Genomic DNA, 15,268 nt, shown 5'->3' with positions numbered 1-15,268 from the left:
CCTTAAAGTTCAATGAAAAAGTTGAGGATACCGAGGGCAATCAGGATGCCGCCGGTGATCTGTTTTTCGTGGTGTTCGAGCCAATGCCACTGCACTTTGGCCAGCCCCCGGAACGACAAGGCCGTCAGCCCGACCATGCACAGGATGGTGACGGCGGTATACGCAATGCTGAGCGTGACCACCGCCGACCAGCCAAGCGTGCCAGCCGTGAAGAAAAACGTTTCGATTTCCAGACAGGGCGACAGCAACATAGCCAGTGCCAGCGTGCCGATAATAGCCCGTTTGGAGCGGCCGGACAAGCCTTTCGGAACGTGTTCGTGGGCGCTGTGCGGGTTGTGAACGGCGAAATACACCAGTCCCATAAAAATCAGGATCAGCGACGCAATCCAGCGGGTTTGGTCCTCTAGTTGGGCCGATAATTCCACGCCAATCGCGCCAATCAACACCCCGAGAATAACCGTGCTGAGCGTGTGAAAAAAACCGCTCAAAGCCGCTACGCCCAGCGTTTCGCGCATCGTCCAGCCTTCGCTGCGGCCGATGAGGGCCACGGGAAGCCAGTGGTTCGGGATGGCCGCGTGGACGGCTCCCAACAAAATACTACCGATCAATAGATTGAAAAGCATGGGTTTTCTTCTTAATGAACATGGCCGCCCGCTTCTTCCGAATTATTCAAAACGGAATGCAGGTCATATGCGCCGGCCACTACAATCTGCGCGTCTTTTTTGATCGATGCAGGCAACGTCACCGCCTGATAACCGTTCTGGTTGACCCCGGTTTGCACCGCAACCGGCCGGAACTGGTGATGGACAGTGCCCTCGTGTTCTTCTTTTCCTTCATAAACAAAAACCTGCGAACCCGTTCCCGATTTGATCACCGCGACCTCGGGCAAAGCCGGTTCCGGAGCGGCTCTGGTTTCGATCAGGGCTTTCAGGAACGTGCCGGGGCGGAGTTGCGCATCCGGTTTTTCCAGCGCGGCAAACACCCGAACGGTTCGGTCCGGCCCGGTTTCGCGGTTGATGTACCGAACCCGCCCGATGCGTTCGCCCGGCGTTCCTCCGCCGTTTTCGCCGATGATGGAAAGCCGAACCCGCTGCCCGACCTGCACCTTCGCAATATCGCCTTCAAAAACGGTTAATTCGGCATACAGCCCCGATGTATTGATCAATTCGAATAACACATCGTTGGCGTTGACAAACCGCCCCCGGTTCACGTTGACTTCCGTGACGGTTCCGGTGATGGGCGAGCGGACGGCGACGGTTCGCGTAATTTTCCCCGACGATAACGCGTTCATCGATACGCCCAGAAGCGCCAGTTGCTGCCGCAGTCCCTCGGCCCGCGAGCGGAGAATTTTAACCTGCGACGTGGCCTGCTGAAACGTTTTGAGCGTTCCGACGTTCTCGCGGCTCAGTTCGCGCTGGCGTTCGTATTCCTGCTCCTGAAATTCCAGTTGGCTGGTGGTTTCCAGGTATTCCTGTTGCAGCCGGATGAATTCCGGGTTTTCGAGTATGGCCAGCAGTTGCCCCTGTTTGACGGCCTGCCCCGGCAGCAGGGGCGTCGAGGTCAGAATGCCGCCGTAGGGCGTCGAGACCGACACCTTTTGCTGGGGTGGTATGTTGACAACCCCGTTCACGCGGATAAGGTTACTGAGGGTTCGTTCTTCCAGTCCGCCGAGCCGGATGCCGACGGTTTTGAACTGTTCGTCGGTCAGTTCCACCAGCCCTTCTTCGTGCTCATCGTGGTGTTCTTCGCCTTTTTCAGCCGTTTCGGTATGGGCTTCGGTTGCAGTGTCTTTTTGCCGGTTACAGGCTGAAAAAAACAAACCGATACCAACGATGAGAAAAAAAAGCAAGTTGATTTTTAGCGTATTTTTCATGGTTCAATGCTTCCCAGGAGGTATTCAAGGTGGATAATGGTCTGATTCAGTTCGTTCAGGGCAGCCAGATAACCGGTCTGAATACCGCTTGCCGTGCGGAGGTTCTGGAACAATTCGATATACCCAATTTCTCCGGCGCGGTACGACCGGTCGGCCTGCTGCCGGATCAGTGTGGCTTGCGGCAAAGCCGACTCTTCGTAGTACGTCAGCGTCTCGCGGTTTTTGCGGTAGGTTTGCAGGAGTTCCGCAAAAGCGCCTTCGAGGGTGCGCCGACGGGCGTTGAGTTGCGCTTCCGTTCGTTGCTGGCCCAGTTCAGCCGCCCGAACGCGCGCCCGCAGCGGTTTGGCCACAATCGGAATCGAGATGCCAACTTGCCCGTACGTGAACCGATCGACACCCGTATAAAACCGGTCGTTGCCGTTGATCGTTTGAATGCCTCGCAGCGATTGATTGACGACGCTAAACGAATAATCGGGTTTGAGTCGCGACCGTTCGACCTCGGTTTCGCGCCGGGCCATCTCAATCTGCTGTTGCAACAGCGCCAGCTCGGGGTTTTGCGTTAACGCAACCGAATCCGGCAAGCGAATGACGCGGGCGATCAAGACCGAATCCGCAATCCGGGGCAGTTGGTCGGTTCCGAGCAGTGTTTGCAGTCGCCGGGACTGGATTTGCTGGTCGGCGCGGTTTTGGAGCAGCGTCATTTGGAGTTGCCGTGCTTCCACTTCGGCCGTCGTTTGTTCGAGCAGGGAGCCCTCGCCCGTTCGTCGCCGGATGCCAGCCGCCCGCGCTACGGCCGCAAAAAGACTGTCCTGTCGGGTTAGTTCGCGGTGAAGCGTTCGGAGATAAACGAGTCCGTAATACGCCGATTTAAGCTGGAAAGCCAGTTCCTGACGGGTCACCCGGCTTTCGGCTTCGGCTCCGCCGATCCGGGCATCGGCCAGGGCTTTCTGACTTCGAATCAAACCCGGTGCGGGAAGCCGCTGGCCGATTTGCAGCGACTGATCGACGTAGCGGCTGTTGTATTGCCCGGCAGTTACCATCAGGTCGGTTTTGCCAACGTCAGAAGCCGTACCGCGCAACGCCTGCTGATAATCGACGTTCAGGGTCGAAACCCGCACCTGTGGATTGTTCTGAAACGTTTGTTTCAGCGCCTGTTTCAGCGAAAGTGGAACCGGTTGAGGGATTGCCTGCGCCTTACTTTTCGGCGAAACAAGGCTGAATCCGAGCGTCAGCAAACCGATGAAAGGCCACCAGATGGCTACGACGGTTTTGGGTTGGGGCATTAATGACTGATCCCGTTTTCCAAACCGCTGTTCGATTAATAAATACAAAACCGGTAAAACCAGCAGCGTCAGCAGGGTTGCCGTCATCAGGCCGCCGATGACGACGGTTGCGAGCGGTTTTTGCACTTCAGCCCCGGCGGTATTGGATAACGCCATCGGTAAAAAACCGAGTGATGCTACCGTTGCCGTCATCAGGACGGGGCGCAACCGGATGCGGGTTCCCCGGAAAATGGCCTGTTTGAGATCCGTAATGCCGTTCCGGCGCTGGTCGTTGAATTCGGCCAGCAGCACAATACCGTTCAAAACCGCCACGCCAAACAGCGCAATGAACCCGACAGCCGCCGAAATGCTGAACGGCATACCGCGCAGCCACAAGGCCAAAACCCCGCCAATGGCCGCCAGCGGAATGGCCGAAAAGATCAATAATGCCTGTCGCAAGGAATGAAAGGTTAGAAAGAGTAAAAGAAAAATCAGGCCCAGGGCCACCGGAACTGCCACTTGCAGCCGGTTCCGGGCGTCGATCAGGTTCTCGAACTGACCGCCGTAGGTGACGTAATAGCCGGTTGGAAACGGGACCTGCCGACCGATTTTCTGTTGCAGCTCGCTCACGATCCCTTCCACATCGCGCCCACGAACGTTGAAACCGATGGTAAGCCGCCGTTTGGCGTCTTCGCGCTGAATCTGGTTGGGGCCGGGAATCAGTTCGACGGTGGCGACTTCCGAGAGTGGAATGGCCGGGCCGTCGGTTCCGGAAATGGTCAATGCCTGAACGTCGTTGATGCTCCGCCGGTTTTCGCCCGCCAGCCGCACCACCAGGTCAAACCGCCGTTCGCCCTCGTAGACCAAGCCTGCGCTTTCGCCGGCAAAGGCCGTGCTGATCGTGCGGTTGACATCATCTACGGATAACCCGTAGCGGGCGAGGGCTTCGCGATCCAGTTTGACGACGATCTGGGGCAGTCCTTCCACCTGTTCGACGTACAAATCCGTGGCTCCTTTGATGCCCGTGATCAAACCGCTCACGCGTTTGGCCAGGCGGGTGAGTTCATCCAGGTCTTCGCCAAAAATCTTGACGGCCACATCCTGCCGCGCTCCCGAAATCAACTCATTGAAGCGCATTTGAATGGGTTGCTGAAAGCCGAAGGTGACGCCCGGAATGGCTTCCAGAGCCTCCGTCATTTTTTCCGCCAGTTCATCGCGGTTTGACGCCGAAGTCCATTCCGAACGCGGTTTCAGAATAACCATCAGGTCGGCGGCTTCAATGGGCATGGGGTCCGTCGGAATTTCGCCCGCGCCAATTTTGCTGATAACTTCCTTTATTTCCGGAAATTTTTGCAGCAAAACCCGCTCCGCCTGGGTCGTTTTGTCTACCGTCTGGCTCAGAGACGAACCGGTCAGAACACGGGTTTCAACGGCAAAATCGCCTTCGTCCAGGGTTGGAATAAACTCACCACCCAGCGTGGTGAACAGCCAGCCCGCACCTACCAGCAGCAAAACCGCGACGCTCAGGACCAATGCCTTTCGTTGCATAACCGCTTGAATAATGGGTTCGTACAGCCGCTGAAAAACGTCCATCATCTGGTCGGAAATGGTGCGTTTGGTAGAAACGGTTTTGCTCAGAACCAGGGCCGACATCATGGGTACATACGTCAGCGAGAGGATAAACGCCCCGGCAATGGCGAAGCCGACGACCTGCGCCATCGGGCCGAACATCTTGCCTTCGATGCCTGACAACGCCAGAATTGGTAAATAGACAATCAGGATGATGAGTTCACCGAAAGCTGCCGAGGTGCGAATCCGGCTGGCGGATTGGTAGATTTCCTCGTCCATTTGCGCCTGAGTCAGCCGGGCCAGTTTTCGTGCGCCCAAATGGTGCAAGGTCGCTTCGACAATGATGACGGCACCGTCGACAATCAGGCCGAAGTCAATGGCACCCAGGCTCATCAGATTGCCGGATACGCCGAAAACTTGCATCATGCCCACCGCAAACAGCATGGAGAGGGGAATGACCGAGGCTACGACCAAACCAGCCCGCCAGTTGCCCAGAAACAAAATCAGCACAAAAATGACAATGAGCGCGCCCTCGATCAGGTTGCGGGTGACGGTGCTGATGGCCCGGCCTACCAGTTCGCTCCGATCCAGAAACGCGTGAATGTCAACACCTTCGGGCAGGGTTTTGCGAATCTGATCCATGCGGTTTTTGACCCGACCAATGACTTCGTTGGCATTTTCACCCTTCAGCATTAGCACCAGTGCGCCCACGGCTTCACCCTGTCCGTTGCGGGTCAAAGCACCATACCGCAGTGCTGAACCGTAATTGACCTGCGCCACATCGCGAATCAGCACCGGCGTACCGTTTTTGGTCCGGCGAATGACAATGCGGCCAATGTCGGCCAGATTGCCCACCAGTCCTTCAGAGCGGATGAAATAGGCGTTGGGTTTTTTGTCGATGTAGGCCCCACCGGTATTCTGGTTGTTGCGGGATAGAGCAGTGAACAAGTCATTGATACTGAGTCCGTAGGAGCGGAGCCGGTCGGGATCGATAGCGATTTCGTACTGCTTGAGTAATCCGCCGAAACTACTGACATCGGCCACACCGGGAGTTCCCAGCAACTGCCGCCGAACGACCCAGTCCTGGAGGGAGCGGAGTTCTGTCGGGGAGTATTTCTGCGTGTAACCCGGTTTGGCATAAATGACGTACTGGTAGATTTCGCCCAAACCGGTGGTAACCGGAGCCATTTCGGGCTCGCCCGTCCCCGCCGGAATCTGGCTTCGCGCGCTGGAAAGCCGTTCGCTGATTTGCTGTCGTGCCCAGTAGAGGTCGGTTGATTCCTGAAAAACAATCGTGACAACCGACAGACCAAAGCGGGAAAATGACCGGATTTCGTCGATTTCGGGAATGGTCGCCATCGTTTGTTCGATGGGGAAGGTGATGAGCCGCTCCACTTCCTGGGCCGCCAGCGCGGGCGAGCGGGTGATGATCTGAACCTGGTTGTTGGTAATGTCGGGGACGGCGTCGATGGGCAAATGGCTGAGCGAATAACCGCCCCACACCACCAGCGCCAGCGTCAACAGGCCGACAATGAGTTTGTTACGGATGGAAAAGCGGATGATGGAATCCAGCATACCGGTACGGCGTTAAGATAAAAAAGGAGTGAAATCGCCGATCAGGGGCGAAAAATGCAACCCGGTTGCACAGAACCGATGGGGCGCAGGTATCCTGTCTTAGCTGATTTGGGGTGGTTGCCAGCAGGAAACCGGGGGAGAGGGCAAGCGGGATTGGAGGGTAGCGTACTGAACGGAAGAAAAAGAAAAAGCCGCAAAGGTGAAGGTAAAAACCGGCATCGATTCCAACACCGTGCCACAGCAGGCACAACCGCAGAAAGGCGAACACAAATCCGCACCCGCCGGGTCTCCGTCGTGTTGGTGGTCATCACTGGCTACGGTAGTCGTACGTTGTTGATCGGCGCGCACGCCCAGGCAGCCGTCGGCGCAGGGCCAGGCGGACAACACCAGCAGGTGAACGCTCATCAACAAACAAACCAGTGACTTCATCCGGCAAAGCTATGGGATAAAAGGATGCAACAGGTAGTCAAAAAGTGGCCTCAATCACAAAACCGCTAAAAAAGAACTATTTAGCACTGATCAAACCAGCCTGAAAGGCTTTCATCACTAGCCCCGGGTATCGCCCGGGGGGGGTGGATGCGATGGGGTTGGTGGACGTCATCCGGTTCGCCAATCCCCCCATCGTGTTCGCCAACCCCCATCGCGTTCGGGCAACCCCCATCGCGTTCGGGCAACCAACCCCCATCGCGTTCGGGCAACCAACCCCCATCGCGTTTGGGCAACCCCCATCGCGTTCGGGCAATCCCCATCGTGTTCGCCAACCCCCATCGTGTTCGCCAACCCCCATCGTGTTCGCCAACCCCCATTCCCGTTCCATCCACCAAAACCCCGGGCGATACCCGGGGCTAGTGATGTAAGCCTTTCAGGCTTTTTGGTGATCGGCGTCTTTTTTGTACTATCCATACAATCTATACGAACTCTTCCAGAATTGACTAAATCTAAGAACTTAATTTTGGTGATTTTTATTTTATGGTCAGAGAAAGCTGCTTTAAGTATTGATTATAAAGCTATTTTTGCGCTTTCTACTCATTAAGAGTGATCTGGATACAACCTGAAATTTGAATTTTTTCAATAATGAATTTTGCTGTTTCTCATCTTCTTTCACCCCGGGTTTCCACGCGTACCATTCACCGCGGGGCCGTTGGGGCGTTGTTTTTCCTCCAAGGACTGTCTTTTGCCAGTTGGGCGTCCAGAATTCCGAGCATTCAGCAGACGCTGGGTCTGTCGGATGCAGAACTGGGTGGGGTGTTGCTGGCTCTTCCGGCAGGTCTGATGCTTTCGCTGCCGATTGCGGGCTGGCTAACGACCAAAATCGGCAGTCGCAAAGTGGCCACCTTGGCCGTTGGTCTCTACGCGCTCACGCTCCTGAGTCTGGGATTTGCGCAAACGACACTGCAACTGATGGCCTGTCTGTTCGTTTTTGGTCTGGTCGGCAACATGGCCAACATTGCGATCAATACGCAGGCGGTGGGCGTTGAAGCCCTGTACAAACGGCCGATTATGGCTTCGTTTCACGGGCTGTGGAGTCTGGCGGGTTTTGCGGGAGCCATGCTGGGAGCGGTTATGATTGGTGCGGGCATCGTCCCTTATCAGCATTTTGCGGCAGTCCTGTTCTTCGCTCTGGCGGCTCTGGCCGTTGCTTCCCGGTATATTTTGCCGGAAGACGCCAACACGAATTCGGATCAACCCATTTTTGCCAAACCCGACAAAGCCCTGTTGATTTTGGGCATCATTGCCTTCTGCGCGATGATCTGTGAAGGTGCCATGTTCGACTGGAGCGGTATCTATTTCAAGAAAGTCATTCTGGCCGAAAAAGCGATGGTGGGCGCGGGGTACACGGCTTTCATGAGCACGATGGCCCTCGGGCGGTTCATCGCCGACTGGTTTGCCACACGTTACGGGTTAAAGCGCACGCTGCAACTGAGTGGCGTTCTGATTGCTTCGGGCTTGCTGACCGCCGTTTCGTTTCCGTATCTGGGCACCGCTATTTTGGGTTTCTTCCTGGTCGGTTTTGGGGTTTCGTCGGTGGTGCCGCTGGTGTATAGTGCGGCCGGAAAGTCCACAGTTCTGTCGCCGGGGGTGGCCTTAGCCGCCGTTTCGACCATCGGTTTTCTGGGCTTTCTGATCGGCCCTCCGCTGATCGGTTTCGTCGCCGGAGCTACCAGTCTCCGCATTTCATTCGTCATCATTGCCGGTATGGGTTTATGCGTCGCCCTGATGGCGGGCAAGGTGAAGACGGCGGAATAAGGGTTAGGTACACGAATGAAGGTTTTATATCCCGGAGGGGTTCTCTGTTAATAGAAAAATATGCTCTAAAAACGGTAAAGCCCCGGAGGGGCGTCCTGGCTGATCTTAGGACGCCCCTCCGGGGCTTTGACGCTTCTATGAATCCGGGAACTATTGACAGAACGCTCCTCCGGAGCTAAATTTACGGTCAATTACTTCGTTAGTTCCAGCAATTTCTCCGGTTCGTCGGTCGTGATAAAGTCGGCTTTGCGTTCCAGCAGCCAGTTCATCATTTCCGGGTCGTTAACGGTCCAGACGTTCACGGTCAACTTCTTTTGGTGGGCTTCCTGAATCCAGCTTTCGTTTTTTTTCATCACACTTTGGTGGTAATCAAGTCCGTATAAACTGTCGGCAGCCAGCAGGTCGGGGGCTTTGTCACCATTGAGGTAGGCCACGTTGGCCGACGGGTCCAGTTCTTTCACCTTTTTGCAGACGTCGTAATCGAAACTGATGTAGTCGACCCGTGTCCGGCCTTTCTGCGCTTTCACGGCCTGGACGCATTTGGTTGCCAGCGCCAGGGAGTGTTCCTTGCTCACCTTCGACGCCTTGATTTCCAGAATCAACCGGGTTTTCTTCTGTTTCAAACCCGCTTTCAAATAGCTTTCCAGCGTCGGCAGCGATTCGCCGTTGCTAAGTTTGAGAGCGTTGATGTCGGCAGCCGGAGCCGTTTCAAGATTGACCCCCTGCAAGGTATGATCGTGATTGACCACCAGGGCCGAATCGGCGGTCATGTGAACGTCGAACTCACTGCCGTAACAGCCCAGTTTGATGGCCTGTTGCAGCGACGCAATCGAATTTTGGGGGGCACCGGTATTTTTCCAGGCGCCCCGGTGGGCAATAACTTTGGTTTGTGCCATACTCTGAACTCCAAAACCGGTGAGCAGGAAGACAACGAGGCTGAAACGAGCGATTTTCATACGGTTTAGCGGATTACCTGCGCAAATGTAGCAGAGAACCCTGCAATGAATAAGGTATTGGCTAAAAATCAGGTGTCTTTCGTCGAAAGATAACAATGGTATAACCCGCTAAAATGCACCTGTTTGACTAAACCAAAAGAACTATTTCGCGGAGTTGAGCGGAGTAAAAAGAGTTAAGCAGAGTTTTTTTAATTTTCTCCGCTTAACTCTTTTTACTCCGCTTACCTCCGCGATACAACTTTTACTCATTTCGCCAATTCTTTCACCAGCACATCCAATAGTTTATCCTCCTTTAAATCAAGGGTGTATTCCCAGAACATGGCCCCGGCCAGCCCCTTGGATTTGACGTAATCAATTTTGTGTTTCATCGATTCCTTGTCGGCATACGAAATGAACGTACGGCTTTCCGGGTTCCACAGATACGGCGCTTTGGCTTTGTCGTCCCAATACCGGGTATACCCGTTTTTGTTGACGTAATTAGCCACCAGATCATCATAATTCGGGCTCATGTGTTTGCCCGCAGAGGGTTGAAACAAGCCCTTGTTGACCGGATTGACCGCCGTCCAGCCGCGTCCGTAAAAAGGCAGGCCAAGCACAATTTTGCGGGCCGGAACCCCGGCTTTGATGTGGCCGTTGACGGCGTCGTCGGAGCTGTTGCGCGACCGGTCGCTCAGGGCCGATTGGTACAGCGGGCTGTGGTGACCGGTTTTTTTATCGTTGCCGTGATACAAGTCGTAGGTCATGATGTTGACGTAGTCAAGGTATTTCTGTGCATTGCCCAGTTCTGTGTGGTTTACAAAAGCCGTGTCGCCCCCGGTGGCTGCCGTTAGCAGGTAATGGCGGGATGCGGGTCGGTTGTCTTTTTTGCCCTGCGCATCCAGTTGCTCCCGTAACTCTTTCAGTAACAGCGTGAAGTTCTGTTTGTCTACGGGCCGGAAGATGTTGTTTTCGCCAATCTGATCCGGATATTCCCAGTCTATATCGACGCCATCGAGCCGGTGTTTTTTCATGAACGAAACCGCACTTTTTGCAAATTTCTTCCGGGCTGCATCGGTCAGCGAGGCATCGGAAAAATACCGGCAACCGCCCCAGCCGCCAATGGAAATCAGGATTTGCAGGTCTTTATTGATCGTTTTCAGGGTGTTCAGCGTAGCCAGATTGACCGAATCTTTTGCCTTGATTGGGGCCAGTTCGCCATTTTGGGCGGGTACGGCAAATGCGTAATTGATGTGCGTCAGTTTCTGGGGTTCGATGTCGTTTTTGGTCCAGCCGCCCCCGCCGACGTAGCCGATCAGAACGTATTTTTTGGGTTTGGACTGGCCCAAAACCGGTTGCCCAACGAGGACGGATTGGTAAAGAAGAGCCAGAAAAAGGAGTGTCAGAATACCGTGCGGTCGTTTCATCATCAGGTTGGTCAATGTGTTTGGTCGAGAAGCTGTAAAATTAACACCAATGGCGAGATGGACAATGGGTACGACGAGAGCCTGCTTCTACAAACTCACCAAAGACCACAGGAGTGGTTTTGAAAACCAGCGGACCACAAATGAGTTTATTACCTACGAATCTACTTCAACGTCATGAAAATACTGCTTTTTGTATTGCCTTTGCTGCTGATCGGAGTGTCAGCCCAGGCGCAAACCAAATCCACCCCACCCGCCGTCGTCACGGCTATTGAAGGGGTTACCGGCAAACAGTTTTTACCCGATACGGTTTTTGCCGCCTTGTCGCTGGAGGACGAAAAATTGCTCGCGAAAGAACCAGTGGCGAATTGGGGATTGCCCCAGGCGGCTGAGAACGATATGTCGTATTACAATCTGGTGATTGGCACGCGGTCGTATCAACTCGTTATTCTCAAGGCTCCCAAAGCGGTATTTCCAACGGCGACGCTGCTACGTTTCACGGACCCCAAATCAAAACCGGAGCCCATTGCCCGGGGAAGCCTCAAACCCAAAGCAGACAAACCCAAATAAGGATGGGTTGTATAAAGTAGAGCGGTGTTGGGATGGTTTTCAGTGGGCGACAGCGAACCGCTTGATGGTTCCTGCATGGTCGTTCGGGTTCCGTTCTCGCAAGCAAACAGACTGATCAGTCTTTTGACACAAATCTGGTTTGCATCGAAAAAAGAGGGGTAGGGCAATCGGACTGCGATTCGATCAGGCAGCAAAGGGGATGATTTTTGCCAAAAAAGAAAGCCAGACGACCGAAGTCACCTGGCTTTTTTGTTTCACCCGATTGTAAGGATAATCCACGTCTCCGTTAATATCCTTACCACGAGCGAAATACAGGTATATAACGCGCCCCGGCGTAAATTGTTATTCGGTTTGAAAAATAAGTGGCAAATTTTTTCAGTTTTTTCAGCACGATTCACGCCTTAAAAGGAACATTGGATCATTTCTTAATAAGTAGATTGAGTATACATAAAGTTACTTTTTCCAAAAAATGGTACTATTGCATTTTCTAAACCTATAGTACCCATTCATGGATTTATTTTTTGAATACGATATCGAACGACTTCGTCGCTACGCTGGTGTTGTCGAAAATACCGGTAAAATCACCATCGAATCGTATCCTACTCATTTGCTGCTTTCCTTTACGGAGGTTGGCTATTTCAATTATTGCGTATGCCACGAACCGGCGAAGATCGTTGATGTTGTCGGACAAGCCAATGCGTTTTATTCCTCCCGATCCATTCATCACCACAAACTCCTCCTCGATGAAGCCCGTAGCGATGAGAACCAGTACCGGTTTTTGCTGGACAACGGATATCGCCTGAAAGAACGGCTGATGGCGGTTGAGGATCCAATGCTTCAGCACCGTTCGCAGCCGATACCGGAAAATCTTCAACTCGAACGGGTTCAGGCGGCCACGCTTCCGGATTTTACAAGCGATTATCTGGCCGCTTTTGAGTCGGAACAGAAAAATACGGCACCTGTGATCACTAATTTCAGGCAATTGCTAGACAATGAAAACATTGCTCTGTTTCGGGTCAGGGATCAGGCCGAGCCGGTAGGGATTGCGGTTTTGTACGGAATTGAAAGCGATTTTTTTCTGGCGGGAGGGGCCATCCTGCCGGCCTTCCGAAACCGGGGGTATCATACGACCGCGCTGGTAACGCGTCTCAACCAGGCAAATGCCCAAAACGCCCGGAGCGTTATTTCGTGGGCCTACGACGGTGGCGCAAGTTACCGAAACATGTTAAAAGTGGGACTAGTGCCTTATAAATGTTACCGCCTGTATGAACGATGAATTTCGGCTTCGGTGGACGGAAATCGCTCAACGGTATTCCACCAAAGCTGCTTTTTGCGAGGGAAACCGCACCATAACCTATGAAATGCTGTTCCACCGGGCTCATCAGTATGCTGATGCGCTGCTGGTTCGGAATTTCAGACAGCAGTGCATCCCCGTTCTGCTCGACGATCCGCTGGAACACGTTGCCGCCTTGATCGGAGTTTTATTGTCCGGTAATTACTACCATTCAGTCCATCCGCAACCAGTCGAATCCTTGGGCGACGTCGTGCAGTCGCGGGCCTGCCCCGGTCTGATCAGTCGGTTGCCGCTGGTAGTTCCGAACCATCCGGGCTTGCCAACGCTCCTTCCCGAAACGCTGCCAACGGATCGTCTTGCCCCGCAGTCGTGCCCGATCGTTTCGCCGGAAACGCCTTTTTGCCTTTTTATGACCTCGGGCAGCACCGGCCAGCCAAAGCAGGTAATCCACTCGCACGCAAGTGTTCTGGCCGACACGTTCCGGCAGATAATCGACAACGAAATTACGGCTACCGACCGGATCGACCTGCTGTTTTCGCTCGAATTCAGTGCCTCGCTGGCCTGTATTTTTCCGGCTTTGCTGACGGGCGCAACGCTGGTGTTTTACGACCTGAAGAAAGAAGGCGTGTTGTCGTTGCCGGTTTTCTGGCAGCAGCAGAAAATCACATTCAGCAGTTTGTCGGTCAGTACGTTTCGGCTGTTGTTAAAAACCGATACAGATTTTAGGGCCTTATCCGGCTTGCGGATTCTTTCCATCGGTGCCGAACCCATACAGTCCTCCGATATTACAGGCTTTCAGAAACGTTTTTCGACCCATACGACGCTGCAGGTGGCCTATGCAACGACCGAAACCCGGACCATTTCGGATTATAAACTGCGAACCGACACGCCGGTAACGGATCATCTTTTTTCGGTGGGCAAACCGGTGTCCGGACGAACGGTTTGGATTCGGTCCGAAACGGGTGCGCCGTTACCTCACAATCAGGTGGGTGAAATTATCGTTCAGGCGTTGTCTATTCCCTCGGATTATCCGAATAATCGGGATGCTACGCAACGGGCCTACCAACGCCTGCCCGACGGGATGATCGCGTATGCGACCGGCGATCTGGGCTTTTTGGACGCCGATGGGTATTTGTTCTGGTGTGGCCGCACGGATTTTGTAGTCAAGATTAACGGACAAAAGGTAAGCCTGATTCAAATCGAACAGGAATTGAAAAGCGGGAGGGGCGTAAAAAACGCTGCGGTTCTTTACGATACTTCCCACGAAAACCGGTTCATTCTGAAAGCGTTTCTGTGTACCGAACCCGATTTTGATTTGGCCGGTTTGCGGCAATTCCTGGCGCAACGGTTACCGGTCATTATGCTCCCCGACCGGTACATTCTGCTCGATACATTGCCACTGACTAAAACGGGTAAAATTGACCGGCTTCGTTTGGCCGCGCTGCCGGAGCCGGAAAGTCAGCTTTCTGATCATCCGCTGGCCGATGAAGCCGATGCCTGGGATTTCGTTCCGTTGATTAAGTCCGTCTGGCAAAAAGAACTGGGGCTGACAACGGCTCTGTCGGACTATGATGACTTTTTTCAGGACCTCGGGGGCGATTCGCTGATGGCGGAGAGCTGTCTGGCCGGGTTGGAAAACCGGATCGGAAAAACCGTGCCGGTTCAGGCGGTTTTTTCGTATACGACGCCCAAAGCGTTAGCGCACTACCTCACGGGCTATGCGCGGCATCAGGTTCAGTGTATTCCGTTGAATAAACCCGAACGTAACCGGAAACACGTCTATTTCATTCCGCCATTGCCGGGTGATCGGCGAATGTATCGCGGCATTGAAAGCCATCTGAATCAGCATTGTAATGTATACTATGTTCATTACGAGCCGTATACAACCAATGGGACGCTGATTCCACTGGCTGATCTGGTCGAGCAGATCGCCCGGGCGATTGATAGACCGGCGGATAGCCTGCTCATTGGGTTTTCGTTTGGCGGATTGGTAGCCTATCAGGTGGCTTTGGCCTTGGAGCAAAGGCAGCAACCGACTCTGAACCGGCTTGTTTTACTGGACACGCCCCTCTACCGGCGAATCACGTTTCGGGAATCCTTGCGGAAAGATGTACACCGGATCGGGCGAAAGGTGGTTGCGGGTTTTAAAGCGGAGCGGCCGGTTGACTGGAACGCCAGTTGGCAGCGGGCCGTTGCGCGGTATCGCAACCGCTTAACGAGTCGGACGACCCGTGCAGATGGGGGGACACAGGCCGTCAATTGGCAGGAACCAAGTTTCGCTGCGGTCGACCAATACGCGCGTCAGGCCGAGGTGAAAATTCCGGTTGCCTGCCCCATTGTGCTCTTTCGGGCGAGCGATTCGTCCGCTTTTCAGTACGAAATACGGCCCGATTTTCGCTGGCAGTTGTTTGCTAAAACCGGTTTTGAAGAACACTGGCTGGAAGCCAACCACGATCAGGTTTTGAACTCGGTCCATAGCTACCGGATTGGAACCATTGTGAATGGCTACTTACACTCGTGAA

The 15,268-nt window shown here is 54.0% G+C and carries 11 protein-coding genes; 4 read left to right on the top strand and 7 right to left on the bottom strand.

What is annotated here, in order from left to right:
• Nucleotides 1-2: 2 nt before the first annotated feature.
• The 5 genes from ACS5NO_RS16880 to ACS5NO_RS16860 form a co-directional block, all read right to left on the bottom strand.
• Complete coding sequence (locus ACS5NO_RS16880) at nucleotides 3-623, bottom strand: hypothetical protein (protein ID WP_114404459.1); 621 nt, start codon at nucleotides 621-623, stop codon at nucleotides 3-5.
• Nucleotides 624-634: 11 nt separating this feature from the next.
• Nucleotides 635-1,873 (bottom strand): efflux RND transporter periplasmic adaptor subunit, encoded by a 1,239-nt coding sequence (locus tag ACS5NO_RS16875; RefSeq protein WP_439416264.1) that lies wholly within the window; start codon nucleotides 1,871-1,873, stop codon nucleotides 635-637.
• The gene (locus tag ACS5NO_RS16870; RefSeq protein WP_439416263.1) at nucleotides 1,870-6,279 is read right to left on the bottom strand and encodes a CusA/CzcA family heavy metal efflux RND transporter; all 4,410 of its coding nucleotides are present in this window, start codon (nucleotides 6,277-6,279) and stop codon (nucleotides 1,870-1,872) included. Before ACS5NO_RS16870 ends, ACS5NO_RS16875 begins: the two co-directional genes overlap by 4 nt.
• A gap of 99 nt (nucleotides 6,280-6,378) precedes the next feature.
• Entirely contained in the window at nucleotides 6,379-6,708 is a 330-nt protein-coding gene (locus tag ACS5NO_RS16865; protein WP_439416262.1) for a DUF6660 family protein, read from the bottom strand.
• 76 nt (nucleotides 6,709-6,784) lie between these two features.
• Entirely contained in the window at nucleotides 6,785-7,096 is a 312-nt protein-coding gene (locus ACS5NO_RS16860) for a hypothetical protein (protein WP_439416261.1), read from the bottom strand.
• Between the two features lie 257 nt (nucleotides 7,097-7,353).
• Between ACS5NO_RS16860 and ACS5NO_RS16855 the strand changes: the two genes are divergently transcribed.
• Nucleotides 7,354-8,526, top strand: a complete 1,173-nt coding sequence (locus ACS5NO_RS16855; protein WP_439416260.1) for an MFS transporter — start codon at nucleotides 7,354-7,356, stop codon at nucleotides 8,524-8,526.
• A 191-nt stretch (nucleotides 8,527-8,717) separates the two neighbouring features.
• Here the strand turns inward: ACS5NO_RS16855 and ACS5NO_RS16850 are convergent, their stop codons facing one another.
• Together ACS5NO_RS16850 and ACS5NO_RS16845 are read right to left on the bottom strand one after the other, a co-directional pair.
• Nucleotides 8,718-9,482 carry a glycerophosphodiester phosphodiesterase gene (locus ACS5NO_RS16850; RefSeq protein WP_439416259.1) on the bottom strand — a complete coding sequence of 255 codons (765 nt, stop codon included), beginning with the start codon at nucleotides 9,480-9,482 and terminating at the stop codon, nucleotides 8,718-8,720.
• A gap of 245 nt (nucleotides 9,483-9,727) precedes the next feature.
• Entirely contained in the window at nucleotides 9,728-10,885 is a 1,158-nt protein-coding gene (locus ACS5NO_RS16845) for a glycoside hydrolase family 18 protein (RefSeq protein ID WP_439416258.1), read from the bottom strand.
• A 174-nt stretch (nucleotides 10,886-11,059) separates the two neighbouring features.
• Between ACS5NO_RS16845 and ACS5NO_RS16840 the strand changes: the two genes are divergently transcribed.
• From ACS5NO_RS16840 to ACS5NO_RS16830, 3 genes are all read left to right on the top strand, one after another.
• Nucleotides 11,060-11,452 carry a hypothetical protein gene (locus tag ACS5NO_RS16840; protein WP_439416257.1) on the top strand — a complete coding sequence of 131 codons (393 nt, stop codon included), beginning with the start codon at nucleotides 11,060-11,062 and terminating at the stop codon, nucleotides 11,450-11,452.
• A 508-nt stretch (nucleotides 11,453-11,960) separates the two neighbouring features.
• A complete protein-coding gene (locus ACS5NO_RS16835; protein WP_150878295.1) occupies nucleotides 11,961-12,728 on the top strand; it encodes a hypothetical protein in 768 nt (255 codons plus the stop codon).
• A complete protein-coding gene (locus tag ACS5NO_RS16830) occupies nucleotides 12,718-15,267 on the top strand; it encodes an AMP-binding protein (RefSeq protein ID WP_439416256.1) in 2,550 nt (849 codons plus the stop codon). The genes ACS5NO_RS16835 and ACS5NO_RS16830 overlap by 11 nt, the downstream gene beginning before the upstream one ends.
• Nucleotide 15,268: the final 1 nt, after the last annotated feature.

The organism is Larkinella fluvii (assembly GCF_051857545.1).
Classification (GTDB): Bacteria; Bacteroidota; Bacteroidia; order Cytophagales; family Spirosomataceae; genus Larkinella.
The sequence above is the reverse complement of the archived record's forward strand: the minus strand, read 5'-3'. Positions and strand labels throughout refer to the sequence as shown.

Coding starts and splice junctions, on each gene's coding strand:
- ACS5NO_RS16855 (WP_439416260.1), top strand. CDS start 7,354: ATGAATTTTGCTGTTTCTCATCTTCTTTCACCCCGGGTTTCCACGCGT.
- ACS5NO_RS16830 (WP_439416256.1), top strand. CDS start 12,718: ATGAACGATGAATTTCGGCTTCGGTGGACGGAAATCGCTCAACGGTAT.
- ACS5NO_RS16845 (WP_439416258.1), bottom strand. CDS start 10,885: ATGAAACGACCGCACGGTATTCTGACACTCCTTTTTCTGGCTCTTCTT.
- ACS5NO_RS16835 (WP_150878295.1), top strand. CDS start 11,961: ATGGATTTATTTTTTGAATACGATATCGAACGACTTCGTCGCTACGCT.
- ACS5NO_RS16875 (WP_439416264.1), bottom strand. CDS start 1,873: ATGAAAAATACGCTAAAAATCAACTTGCTTTTTTTTCTCATCGTTGGT.
- ACS5NO_RS16880 (WP_114404459.1), bottom strand. CDS start 623: ATGCTTTTCAATCTATTGATCGGTAGTATTTTGTTGGGAGCCGTCCAC.
- ACS5NO_RS16840 (WP_439416257.1), top strand. CDS start 11,060: ATGAAAATACTGCTTTTTGTATTGCCTTTGCTGCTGATCGGAGTGTCA.
- ACS5NO_RS16850 (WP_439416259.1), bottom strand. CDS start 9,482: ATGAAAATCGCTCGTTTCAGCCTCGTTGTCTTCCTGCTCACCGGTTTT.
- ACS5NO_RS16860 (WP_439416261.1), bottom strand. CDS start 7,096: ATGGAACGGGAATGGGGGTTGGCGAACACGATGGGGGTTGGCGAACAC.
- ACS5NO_RS16865 (WP_439416262.1), bottom strand. CDS start 6,708: ATGAAGTCACTGGTTTGTTTGTTGATGAGCGTTCACCTGCTGGTGTTG.
- ACS5NO_RS16870 (WP_439416263.1), bottom strand. CDS start 6,279: ATGCTGGATTCCATCATCCGCTTTTCCATCCGTAACAAACTCATTGTC.